Genomic DNA, 11,556 nt, shown 5'->3' on the forward strand with positions numbered 1-11,556 from the left:
CGGCGTCGCAGCGGTGAACACCGGGCGACCGGTGTCGGTCGGACTGCTCCCGCCCCGGGGCGTGCCGGTACGGTCCCGGCACGCCCCGCGCCTCAGGGCTGCTCCGGCTCCTCCTGCATGGTGTCGCCCTCCGTCACGGCCAGGGCCGTCGCCGGATCCCGGGCCGGGCCGCCGACCGGCGTCCAGTTGCCCCCTTCCCTCCGGTACGGCCACCACAGGCCGTCCCGGTCCAGCCGGAGCTGGCGGTCCGCACCGACGACGGTCCACCGGTCGCCCCTCGCGCGCAGGGGCGGCCGCTCGTCCTCCTCCCAGGCCGATTCCAGGGAGGCACGCGCGCGTGCCCGCGCCTCGCCGTCCACCGCCCACGTCTCCTCGAGCACGGACAGCCCCGTCGCGCCGCCCAGCCGCCAGGCCCGCACGGCCCGCGCCAGCTCCTCGCCCCCGCGCCCCGACCCCTCGGCCAGCCGACGCAGGGCAGCGCCGTCGGTCACGCCCACGGCCAGCCGCACGGCGTCCTGAGCGGCCGTCAGCTGAAGACCGAGACCGATGGCGCACCGGGACCGGTCTGGCGCTTCCTCTCCCGAGGAGCCCTCCAGCGCCTCGGCGAGGTACCGGTGCGCCGCCGCGGCGGCTTGTGAGGCCAGCGACTCCAGCGCGTCCGGATCGACGCCGGGCGCCGGAGCCGTCCCCGTGCCCAAGGAGGGCGGCGGGCCGGGCGTCCCGGGTACGGCGGGCAGCGGCGGCAGCGCGGGCAACACACGGTCCGCCGCGTAGGCGTCCGCCGCGTCCACACCGTCCGGAACGGGCGGTTCACCGGTGCCCGTGGCGGCGGCGGTGTCACGGGCGCGCAGCTCGCCGAGCAGAGCGCGCTCGTCACGCCCGCGCATCAGCAGCAGCACGAAGGGATCGCGGTCCAGCAGCCGTGCCACCAGGTGGCAGAGCGCCGCCGTGTGCCCACAGTGGTCCCAGACCCCGCAGCCGCACTCCGGTTCGAGATCACCGATCCCGGGCAGCAACTCGATCCCGGCGGCCGCCGCGTCCTCCACGAGGTGCGGCGGCAGTTCACGGTCCAGCAGCGCCGCCAGATGCCCGGAGCGCTCGACGGCCACGTCCAGGAACCCCGACCACTGCTCGTCCGACAGGCGTTCCAGCAGGACGTCCGCGCGGTGCGCCGTACCGTCAGGGTCGCGCACCACGGCCGTGACCCGGCCCGGCCGTACCGACACCGCGCCCACGGCTCCGGCCCGGGCGAGCCGGCGGCCCGCCCGCACCTGGCGGCCGTCCAGGGCCGTCTCCTCCAGCGCCTTCAGCCACGCCAGGCCCCACCACGTCTCGGCGAACCCGCGCCCGTGCGCGGGCGGCAGCGCCTCGAACGTCCGCTCCGCGAAAGTGTCGTGCTCCCTCATCGCGTTCCCCCTCGCAGCCCCACCAGTTCGGCGAGCTCGGCATCGGTCAGTTCGGTGAGCGCGGCCTCGCCCGCCCCGAGGACCGCCTCGGCCAGGTCCTGCTTGCGGCGCAGCAGACCGGCGATACGGTCCTCGACCGTCCCCTCGGCGATCAGCCGGTGCACCTGCACGGGCCGGCTCTGCCCGATCCGGTACGCCCGGTCGGTGGCCTGCGCCTCGACCGCCGGGTTCCACCAGCGGTCGTAGTGCACGACGTGCTCCGCGCGCGTGAGGTTGAGCCCGGTGCCGGCCGCCTTCAGCGACAGCAGGAACACCGGCGCCTCACCGTCCTGGAACCGCCGCACCATGGCCTCCCGTTCGGCCACCGGAGTGCCACCGTGCAGGAACTGCGCCCGCACGCCGCGTGCCGCCAGATGCCGCTCGATCAGCCGCGCCATCCGCACGTACTGCGTGAACACCAGGACACTCGCGCCCTCGGCGAGGATGGTGCCGAGCAACTCGTCCAGCAGTTCGAGCTTCCCGGAGCGGCCCGAGATCCTCGGCCGGTCCTCCTTGAGGAACTGCGCCGGGTGGTTGCAGATCTGCTTCAGCCCGGTCAGCAGCTTCACCACGAGGCCACGCCGCGCCATGCCGCCCGCGCCGGAGATCTCCGCGAGCGTCTCGCGCACCAGTGCCTCGTACAGGCCCGTCTGCTCCGCGGTGAGGGACACGGCGTGGTCGGTCTCGGTCTTGGGCGGCAGCTCGGGCGCGATGCCCGGGTCGGACTTGCGGCGGCGCAGCAGGAACGGCCCGACCAGCCGGGCGAGCCGCTCGGCGGCGACCGGGTCGCGCCCGCTCTCCACGGCCTGCGCGTAGCGGGTGCGGAAGGCCCCGAGCCGGCCCAGCAGGCCCGGCGTCGCCCAGTCCAGGATCGCCCACAGCTCCGACAGATTGTTCTCCACCGGGGTGCCGGTGAGCGCCACGCGCGCGCGTGCGCCGATGGTGCGCAGCTGCCGGGCGGTGGCCGAGTACGGGTTCTTCCCATGCTGCGCCTCGTCCGCCACGACCATGCCCCACGCCACGTCGGCGAGCCGCTGCGCGTCCAGCCGCATCGTGCCGTAGGTGGTCAGCACGAACTCGCCGTCGGCCAGGTCGGCCAGATCACGCCGGGCACCGTGGAAGCGCCGCACCGGCGTGCCCGGCGCGAACCGTTCGATCTCCCGCTGCCAGTTGCCCATCAGCGACGTCGGGCATACCACGAGGGTGGGCCCGGTGGTCGCCGGATCGCCCTGCCGGTGCAGGTGCAGCGCGATCAGCGTGATCGTCTTGCCGAGTCCCATGTCGTCGGCCAGGCAGCAGCCCAGCCCCGACTCCGTCATCCGCACCAGCCAGCCCAGCCCGCGCAACTGGTAGTCGCGCAGCCGGGCGCGGAGCGCGGCCGGCTGCGCGACGGGCTCCTGCGCCCGCGGCCCCGTCAGCCGGTCCCGCAGATCCGCCAGCCATCCCGTGGACCGGACCTCGACCGTGCGGCCGTCGATCTCGGCGGAGCCCGTCAGAGCGGCGCCCAGCGCCTCCACGGCGGTGATCTTCCGGTCCCGGAGCCGTTGCGCCCGGCGCAGCTCGTCGGGGTCCACGAGCACCCACTGACCGCGCAGCCGCACCACGGGGCGCTCGGCCTGCGCCAGCCGGTCCAGCTCCTCGCGCGTCAGACGCCGGCCGCCCAGGGAGAACCACTGGTCCAAGGGCAGCAGGGCGTCGGCGGACAGGGCCGTCCGGGGACTCGACGCGCCGCCGCCGGGACGGTCCACGTGCTCGGACGGCGATCCGACGCTCACCCCCGAGGTCAGCCCGAGGGCCAGTTCCGCCGGCCAGTGCACGTCCACACCGGCCGCGGCGAGCCGGCGCACGCCCTCGCCGAGGAGGTCGGCGACCTCGTCGGCGGCGAGTTCGACGGCGTCCGGCACGGCCGCCGACAGCAGCGGCGACAGTGCGGGCCAGGTCCGGGCCGCGCGCCGCAGCGCGAGCAGGACGTCCGTCCGCGCCTGCGGACCGAACGGCTCGCCCAGGGCTCCCGCACCGCCCGGGGCGCCGTGACCGGCCCAGACCTCGGCGGCATCGGCCACCCGCGCGGGACCGTTGACGCTCTGCACCTGCAGCACCGCCCGGAAGCGCGGCTCCGGGCGGTCCCGCTCCGTCTCCGCCGGGTGCGTCATCTCGACGCGCAACGAGACCCGTACGCCCGCGTCGTGGCCCGCGGCCACTTCGGCGGCCCAGGCTCGCTGCTCGGGCACGCGCTGTGGCTCCCGCGCGGCGTACGCCGGCCCGCCCGCCAGGAGCGCAGCCGCGGGGGAGCGGGGCAGAGTGTCGGCGACGGCGTCCAGGAAGGCCCGCAGCAGACGCTCCGGATCGGGCAGCCGTATGACCCCGGTGCCGTCGAGCGGGACGGCGTGCGCCTCCGGCGGCATCGCGGCGGCCAGCATCCGGACCTGCTCCGCGTCCGACTCCCGCAGGGGGGCCGCGCGCCAGGCGTCGTGGTCCTCGGCCGACAGGCCCGGCAGCAGCAGACCGCGAGCCGTGAAGTGCAGGCCCAACAGGGCCGCCGCGCCCCAGAACACGGCCGCCCGATGACCTCGCCCGGTGGCACGCGCGCCTGTGAGCAACGGCAGGGCCGCCGACAGGGGAAGCATGACGGCGGGCACGGTCACGCGCGCCACGTCACCGTCCCCTGGCAGGGCCACCGTCAGTTCGGCCACGGCCGTCCGACCGGTCACCGCGGGCGCGCTGCCGTTCGGGCGCCAGAGGGCGACCCGGCCGGTGCGCGCCGGATCGCCGGGCACGAACACGGCGCAGCAGTCGCCCAGTTCGGAAATCTCGCTCGGTGGTGTCAAGGAAGTCCTCTGCACGGAGACGTCGATTCCTCAAATTTGACTAGTGGGGGTGGAGCCGCCGAGGGTACCGCACTCCGACGACCGACCGGGCACGCGCCGAAAGACGCTGCGGCAGGCCAGACCCTTACGGGTGCCGTCAACCCCCCTCCAGCGCGCGGGGCTGGCCCCCGTGCGCACCCGGGTGCTGGCGCCATGGCCGTCACCGGCCTCCGATCCGTACGTTTCTCCAGGTCAGGCCGTTGCCGAGAGAGCCGGAGACCTCACCATGCCCCAGCCCGCCGCAGCCGTCGCGGACGGTTCCGAAGCAAGGACCGGCGGACCGTCCGCCGGCAGCGAATTCGCACCCCTGCTGCGCACGGTCCAAGCCCGAGGGCTCCTGGAACGACGTCACGCCTGGTACGCGCGCGTCGTCGTCGGCAACGCGCTCGCCCTGGCCGGCGTCGTCACCGGGCTGGTGCTGGTCGGCGACTCCTGGTGGGCGCTGCTCCTCGCCGTGCCGCTCGCCGTGCTCTTCGCCCGCACCGCGTTCATAGGCCATGACGCGGGCCACGCGCAGATCACCGGCGACAAGGACACCGGCCGGCTGATCGGGCTGGTGCACGGCAACCTGCTGCTCGGGCTGAGCTACGCCTGGTGGAACGCGAAGCACAACCGGCATCACGCCAATCCCAACCATGTGGACAAGGACCCCGACGTCGCCGCCGACGTGCTGGTGTTCTCAGGCGACCAGGCCGGCGGCCGGCAGGGCCTGCGCCGCTGGCTCACCCGCAACCAGGCCTGGCTGTTCTTCCCGCTCACCCTCCTGGAGGGCGTCGCCCTGAAGGTGCACGGTTTCCGGGACCTGCGCCGGCAGCCGCCGCGCGAGGCCCTGGTGGAGGGCACACTGCTCGTGGCCCATGTCGCCGCCTACACGGGGCTGCTGCTCACCGTCCTGTCGCCCGGCAAGGCCCTGGCGTTCGCCGCCTTCCACCAGGCGCTGTTCGGCCTGCATCTCGGTCTCGCCTTCGCGCCCAACCACAAGGGCATGGAGATGCCCGACCCGGACGGCGAGCGCTGGGGGCATCTGCGCCGTCAGGTGCTCACCTCGCGCAACATCCGGGGCGGGGCCGTGACGGACTGGTTGCTGGGCGGCCTGAACTACCAGATCGAGCACCACCTGTTCCCCAGCATGCCGCGACCGCACCTGCGACTGGCGCAGCCTCTCGTGCGTGCCCACTGCCGTGACGTGGGAATTCCTTACACGGAGACCGGTCTCCTCGACTCCTACCGGCAGGCCCTGCGGCATCTGCACGAGGTGGGCGCGGACCTCAGGACGCCGTAGGCCGCGGTGCGCCGGCATCCGGGTACGGCGGCGTTCCGTGCCGACCCGTAGGGGTCGGCGCCGGGACGTCTCGGGGGCTTCTCAGGGGTGGGGTCCGGAACCGTCGGGGGCGCGAAGCCGTTTCCACGACAGAGAGCGGCAGCGGCCGCGAAGGAGGCGACAGATGTCGAAGAGAGCGAAGATCGCAGTCGGCGGTGTGGCGGTCGGGCTGATCCTGTGGATCTGGCTGCCGTTGTGGGCCGTCCTCCTGATCGTCCTGGGAGTCCCGACCGCCGCCTACCTCGCGCTGGACCCGTCGCAGCGACGGCGGCTGCGCCGCGTCACCCGCAAGGAACTCGGGCGCTGAGAGGCCGCCGACGGCCGGATCAGTGCGGGCGGACCGCGAGCTTGTCCAGGGCTTCGAGCAGGCCGGGCAGCTCAGGGCCCCGGCCGACCGGCAGGACCTCGCCGGGCTGCTCGTCCAGGAGCACGAAGGCCATGTCGTCGGTGCGGGCCACCAGCGACCAGCCCGGTCCGTCGGCGCGCAGGGTCCGTGCGTCGCCCGGAGCGAAGGACGACCTGACCCGGCCCAGCGGCGGCGGTGAGTCCACGTAGGCGCGGGCCTCCGCGAGGACGCGCCGGACGCCGAGATGCCTCAGGGGCGCAGTCCCCGCGGCGGGCGCGTCCGGGGAGCCACCGCCCGACTCGGGGGCCTGTTCCGGTGCCGCTCCCGCACCTGGCGCTGTCCCCGATTCCGGGTCCGCATCCGCACGGGATCGTTCCACCGGGTCCGCTGCGGGCCCGGGAGCCGTGCCTGCGCCGTCGGCGATCTGGCCCCGCCACACGGTCCACTGCCGCGCGATCTCGTCGGCGCCCAGGCGGCGTTGCGCCGAACCCCAGACGGTGGTGTCCGGCGGCGTCAGCAGCGGTCCGTCCGCCGTACTCGGGTCCGGGTCGTGCGGCGCGGGCACGCCGGGGGCCGCGACAGCGACGGCCAGGGGCCAGCCCGGCAGCGCGGCCACGACCGAGCGCTCGTCGGGCGACAGGTCGTACTCCATGCCGCAGTCCCAGGAGGCGATCGCGACGGCGACCAGCGAGACGTCGTCGACGACGACGGTCCATCGCGCCCCGGCGCCGTCCTGCCCCAGCACCAGGCCGTACCCGTCGGCCAGCGGCGCCAGCCCGAGAGCGGCGCAGGCCTCCGGGTAGTCGTCGCCGAGCACGCTCGGGAACTGCGCGGGCGTCAGCAGTACCGCCGTGAGCACATAGAGCGCGTCGTCCGCGGCGGTGACGGCTTCCTCGTCCGTCCCGGCCATCCAGGCCTCCCTCGGTTCGTCCAACGGCGCGCACCCTAGTGCGACCGGAAGCCGCTTGTCACGACTCCTCGACCTTCGGGACCTGCAGTTTTCCATCCGGACGGGGGCGAAACGGCCGTCGTGGCCGCATCCTGTCAGTCCGCGGGAAGGCCCGGCAGCGCCCGCGTCGGCCCGTCCCGCTCCCGTGCCAAGGTGTTCAGCGCGCGGCGGCCGGGCCCGCCGCCCCGGACACCGGCGGCTCCGGGGACACCCCGGGCCGCTGCCTCGCAGATCCGCCCCCGGTCCGCACGTGATTCCCCGCGCCGACCGCGCATCTCCCGCTGTCCCCCGTACAGTTGGAGCACCGACGGCAGAAGGGGCACGGCGTGACGAAGCGGTTCGAACGGCTGGAGCAGATCCGCCGCATGGATCCGGTGGCCGACGCTTCGGAGATCTACCGGCTCACCGTCGCCTATGAGTTCCCCTGGGACATCACCCGCGCCCTGGAACTGGCCCTCTACCGGACGTACGCCGTGCCGAGCATCGGCCGGCTGCTCGCCGAGACCGCGGAGCTGACCGACCGCACGCAGAAGCGCTACGACGACACGTCCCTGCTCCTCGACACCATCGTCGAGCACGGCTTCGCCGGCGATGCGGGCCGCACCGCGATCCGGCGCATCAACCAGATGCACCGCAGCTACGACATCAGCAACGACGACATGCGCTACGTGCTCTGCACCTTCGTCGTGGTGCCCAGGCGCTGGATCGACGCCTACGGATGGCGCAGGCTCTCCCGCCACGAGACCATCGCGTCCGCCGTCCACTACCGCACCCTCGGCCGGCACATGGGCATCAGGGGCATCCCCGAGACGTACGAGGAGTTCGAAGCCCACCTCGACGCCTACGAGGAGCTCAACTTCGGCTGGGACGAGAGATCCCGCGAGGTCTCCGACGCGACCCTCGACCTGATGGCCTCCTGGTATCCGCGCCCCCTCGCGCCCCTGCTGCGCCGAGCCACCCTCGCCCTGCTCGACGAACCCCTGCTCAAGGCCTTCCGTTACGAGCCGCCCACCGCCCTCACCCGCGCCTTCGTGCACCGCGCGGTGCGCGCCCGGGGCCGGGCGGTGCGCCTCCTGCCGCCGCGCCGGGCCCCGCACTTCGCGCGGCAGAACTGGGAGATCAAGAGCTACCCGGACGGCTACCGGGTGGCCGACCTCGGCACCCATCCGGTCCCCGGCCTGCGGGGCTGCCCCGTGCGACACGCCGGCGGTTCAGCGGGTGACGCCCTCCAGTGAGGCGATCGTGGCGCGCAGCCAGGCCAGTTCGGCCTGCGTCGTGGCCCGCGCGACGGTGAGGACGCCGCGCCGGAACGGATCGTCCAGTTCCTCGGCGCGCAAGGGCCGGTCGCCCTCGTAGAAGAAGCTGGCGGGCGTCTCCAGGAAGGCCAGCCTGCGCCGCAGCACGGCCGCCTGAGCGGCGGGGTCCGGGAGGTGCCTGAGGAAGGCCAGGACGGTGAACCAGCGGTTCTCGTCGGTGATGTCCCGCCGCACCGGCTCGGCGAGCCTGCGGCGCAGCTCGCTTTCGCCGTCCTCGGTGAGGGTGAGGACGTGGCGTGGCGCGGCCACGGCTCCCGGCTCGGTGGCCCGTTCCAGCAGCCCCGCCTTCTCCAGCCGTTTGATCGCCGGGTAGAGCGTGCTCTCGGCGACGGGCCGCACGTGCCCCGTCAGCGCCGTGATGCGTTTGCGCAGTTCGTACCCGTGCAGCGGGGTGTCGTAAAGGAAACCGAGGATCGCCAGTTCCAGCATGCCCGCATTCTCTCGCACGAGCGTAGTACATCGTTTCCTGTGTGTATCGTCTCAGTGATACCTCGTTCCCGATGTATCATCAGTGGGCGCTGATCGGAGCGGCGGCGCGTCGGGGAGGGAGAGAACCGCATGAGACAGGCCGAGTTCGACGGCCGGGGCAGCCGGATCCGCTGGACGGAGGTGCCCGGGGAACAACCCGCGCGGGTCTATGTCCACGGACTGGGCTCGGTCTCCTCCGTGTACCACGCGCACATCGCGGCCCGCCCCGAACTCGCGGGCCGGCGCAGCCTCTTCGTCGACCTGCCGGGACACGGGATCAGCGACCGGCCCGCACACTTCGGCTACACGCTGGAGGACCACGCGGACGCCCTGGCCGCCGCGCTGGACACGGCGGAGCTGACCGGCTGCGAGCTGATCGGGCACAGCATGGGCGGTGCCGTCGCGATCGTGCTGGCCCATCGCAGGCCCCACCTCGTCTCCCGGCTGGTCCTCGCGGAGGCCAACCTCGACCCGTCTCCGCCGCCCACGGCGGGCAGCAGCGCCATCGCCTCCTTCGAGGAGGAGTCGTTCGTCGACGACGGCTACGCGCGCGTGCTGCACAGCGTCGGCCCCCTGTGGGCGGCGACCATGCGGCTGACCGACCCGCGCGCCCTGCACCGCAGCGCGGTGGGCCTGCGACGCGGCGCGGACCCCACGATGCGCGCGATCCTCGAAGCGCTCCCCGTAGACCGGCTCTACCTGCAGGGTGAGCACAGCGGCGAGTTGCCGGGCAGGGACGGCCTCGAAGCCGCGGGAGTGCGGGTGGTCACCGTGCCCGGAGCGGCTCACAACATCATGTTCGACAACCCCGACGTGTTCACGGCTGCCGTCGCCGGAACCCTCTGAGGGCTCTCCCGCCGGGCGGGCCTCAGTCCTCGCGCACCGCCAGCGCCAGGAAACGGGCGTCCTCGTCGGCGTAGGACGTCATGCGCCACCCCGAAGCGGCGAGCAGCGGTCCCAGGTTGGGCTCCGCGCGCAGATCGTCCGGCGTGAGCCGGCGTCCCTGTCGTGCCGCGAGCGCCGCCCGCCCGATCGGGTGGAAGAGCGCCAGTGTGCCGCCGCGGCGCACCACACGCCGCAACTCCCGCAGATTCCGTGCAGGATCGGGAAGGTGCGCGACGAGGCCCGCGGCGAACACGGCGTCGAGGGACCGGGACCTCAGCGGCAGCGCACCGACGTCGGCGAGCAGCAGCCGCCCGTCCCGGTCCCGTCCTGCCCGCACGGCGGCGTCCAGCATGGCCGGGGTGAGATCGACGCCCACGACGACACCCGAGGCCCCCACCGCGGCGCGCAGCGGAGGCAGGGCGCGCCCGGTGCCGCACCCCGCGTCGAGCACGCGATCGCCCTCGCGCAGCCCGAGTTCGGCGACCGCCGCAGCGTACGCCGGGCCGTCGTCCGGGAACCTGCTGTCCCAGTCGGCCGCGCGTGCGGTGAAGAAGTCCCGGACATGGATGTGATCCTCGCTCATGACCGCATGATCCTCCATCGGAGCCCACGGCGCGGGCGCACCTTCGAGACGCGAAGCGCGTCCGTACGGGCAGTCCGGGCGACCGAGGCGGTCACATGGAGGGAAGGCCGGTCCGACCGCCCGAACCGGCGCCACCGTCGCCATCATGAGCACGCCGCACCCGTGTCACCCGGATCGGCGCGGACGCCGCTGCCGTGCGGACCGGGCCTCAACGGGTGCTGATCCGGCCCGTCGAGCACGCCGGACGGATGCGCACCGCCCGGCTGCTCGACACCGTGAGCTGAGGGCGGGTCCGCGCGGGCGAGTTCGACGCCGTCAGCCGGAGGCGGCGCCACGCGGGCGGGGTGTCCGTCCGGCTCCTCCCCGTTTCAGTCCGCCAGGTCCCGGACCGCGACCACCTTGTCGACCCTGACCCGGACCAGAAGCTCGCCCGGAACGCCGTTGCGCTCCCCGAACTCCTCGGCCCGGGCCTCGCCCATGTACCGGCCACCGATCCGGGCGGCCCAGTGGCGCAGCTCGTCCAGGTCCTCGGACAGCCGGGCACGTCCCTGCAGCACCACGAAGCTGAACGGCGGCCGGTCGTCGTCCACACACAGGGCGACCCGGTCCTCGCGCGTCAGATTCCGGCCTTTCACGGTCTCCTTGCCGGTGTTGAACACCACGTCGTCCCCGTCGAGCAGGAACCAGATCGGCGCGATGTGCGGGCTCCCGTCGGCGCGGACGGTCGACAGCTTGCCGGTACGCGTGCCGGACGAGACGAAGGCCCGCCATTCCTCATCGGTCATGTTCTGTGCCATGTGTCCATCTTGCTTGCCGCCACGGCGACGGTGGGGAAGGCTGGCGGGAGATTCCTCCGGGCCACGGGGGAGGAGACCACGGGGGGAGACCGCGGCATGGCGCACAACCAGACACTCGGCTGGCTGCTCGACGATCTGACCGAACGGGTGGAGCACGTACGGCACGCCCTGGTGCTGTCGAACGACGGACTGGTCACCGGCGCGAGCACGGGTCTTCGGCGCGAGGACGCGGAGCATCTCGCGGCCGTCTCGTCCGGACTGCACAGCCTCGCCAAGGGCTCGGGTCGGCACTTCGGGGCGGGCTCGGTGCGGCAGACGATGGTCGAGTTCGACGAGGCCGTGCTGTTCGTGACGGCCGCTGGAGCCGGCAGCTGCCTGTGCGTCCTCAGCGGTGCCGAGGCCGACATCGGCCAGATCGGATACGAGATGACCCTGCTGGTGAACCGGGTCGGCGAGCACCTCGACGTGGACGCCCGGAGACCGGGGGACGACTCACCGTCAGGCTTCTGACCTGCATGTTCGTCGTACCTCGTGAGTTATCCACAGGCTCGCGCGCAGATCTTCGCCACCGGCTACGGT

Annotated in this window: 11 protein-coding genes; 5 read left to right on the forward strand and 6 right to left on the reverse strand. The window is 73.6% G+C overall.

The genetic code is table 11. The annotated features are described in order from the left end of the window. Window positions 1-92 precede the first annotated feature (92 nt). Both AB0N63_RS14880 and AB0N63_RS14885 read right to left on the reverse strand, forming a co-directional pair. Window positions 93-1,406 (reverse strand): SWF or SNF family helicase, encoded by a 1,314-nt coding sequence (locus tag AB0N63_RS14880; protein WP_365528861.1) that lies wholly within the window; start codon window positions 1,404-1,406, stop codon window positions 93-95. Next, window positions 1,403-4,288, reverse strand: a complete 2,886-nt coding sequence (locus tag AB0N63_RS14885; protein ID WP_365528864.1) for a DEAD/DEAH box helicase — start codon at window positions 4,286-4,288, stop codon at window positions 1,403-1,405. Before AB0N63_RS14885 ends, AB0N63_RS14880 begins: the two co-directional genes overlap by 4 nt. A 250-nt stretch (window positions 4,289-4,538) precedes the next feature. Between AB0N63_RS14885 and AB0N63_RS14890 the strand changes: the two genes are divergently transcribed. Together AB0N63_RS14890 and AB0N63_RS14895 are read left to right on the forward strand one after the other, a co-directional pair. After that, window positions 4,539-5,594, forward strand: coding sequence for an acyl-CoA desaturase (locus tag AB0N63_RS14890; RefSeq protein WP_365528867.1), 1,056 nt, complete (start codon window positions 4,539-4,541; stop codon window positions 5,592-5,594). Window positions 5,595-5,757: 163 nt separating this feature from the next. After that, window positions 5,758-5,940, forward strand: coding sequence for a hypothetical protein (locus AB0N63_RS14895; RefSeq protein WP_365528869.1), 183 nt, complete (start codon window positions 5,758-5,760; stop codon window positions 5,938-5,940). Window positions 5,941-5,959: 19 nt separating this feature from the next. Here the strand turns inward: AB0N63_RS14895 and AB0N63_RS14900 are convergent, their stop codons facing one another. Further along, the gene (locus AB0N63_RS14900; RefSeq protein ID WP_365528872.1) at window positions 5,960-6,889 is read right to left on the reverse strand and encodes a hypothetical protein; all 930 of its coding nucleotides are present in this window, start codon (window positions 6,887-6,889) and stop codon (window positions 5,960-5,962) included. A 404-nt stretch (window positions 6,890-7,293) separates the two neighbouring features. On the opposite strand from AB0N63_RS14900, the gene AB0N63_RS14905 reads away from it, so the two are divergent. Continuing rightward, window positions 7,294-8,163, forward strand: a complete 870-nt coding sequence (locus AB0N63_RS14905) for an oxygenase MpaB family protein (RefSeq protein ID WP_365529326.1) — start codon at window positions 7,294-7,296, stop codon at window positions 8,161-8,163. On the opposite strand, the gene AB0N63_RS14910 is transcribed toward AB0N63_RS14905, so the two are convergent. Further along, complete coding sequence (locus AB0N63_RS14910) at window positions 8,140-8,673, reverse strand: PadR family transcriptional regulator (RefSeq protein ID WP_365529328.1); 534 nt, start codon at window positions 8,671-8,673, stop codon at window positions 8,140-8,142. The two genes, AB0N63_RS14905 and AB0N63_RS14910, sit on opposite strands and share 24 nt — an antisense overlap. Before the next feature lie 129 nt (window positions 8,674-8,802). Between AB0N63_RS14910 and AB0N63_RS14915 the strand changes: the two genes are divergently transcribed. Continuing rightward, the gene (locus tag AB0N63_RS14915) at window positions 8,803-9,558 is read left to right on the forward strand and encodes an alpha/beta hydrolase (RefSeq protein ID WP_365528874.1); all 756 of its coding nucleotides are present in this window, start codon (window positions 8,803-8,805) and stop codon (window positions 9,556-9,558) included. A 22-nt stretch (window positions 9,559-9,580) separates the two neighbouring features. On the opposite strand, the gene AB0N63_RS14920 is transcribed toward AB0N63_RS14915, so the two are convergent. Both AB0N63_RS14920 and AB0N63_RS14925 read right to left on the reverse strand, forming a co-directional pair. Then, complete coding sequence (locus AB0N63_RS14920; RefSeq protein WP_365528877.1) at window positions 9,581-10,180, reverse strand: class I SAM-dependent methyltransferase; 600 nt, start codon at window positions 10,178-10,180, stop codon at window positions 9,581-9,583. A gap of 368 nt (window positions 10,181-10,548) precedes the next feature. Further along, window positions 10,549-10,977, reverse strand: a complete 429-nt coding sequence (locus tag AB0N63_RS14925) for a PPOX class F420-dependent oxidoreductase (protein ID WP_365528880.1) — start codon at window positions 10,975-10,977, stop codon at window positions 10,549-10,551. Between the two features lie 96 nt (window positions 10,978-11,073). Between AB0N63_RS14925 and AB0N63_RS14930 the strand changes: the two genes are divergently transcribed. After that, complete coding sequence (locus tag AB0N63_RS14930; RefSeq protein WP_365528882.1) at window positions 11,074-11,487, forward strand: roadblock/LC7 domain-containing protein; 414 nt, start codon at window positions 11,074-11,076, stop codon at window positions 11,485-11,487. Window positions 11,488-11,556: the final 69 nt, after the last annotated feature.

The sequence above is a fragment of the Streptomyces sp. NPDC093260 genome (genome assembly GCF_040683715.1).
GTDB classification, from domain to species: domain Bacteria; phylum Actinomycetota; class Actinomycetes; order Streptomycetales; family Streptomycetaceae; genus Streptomyces; species Streptomyces sennicomposti.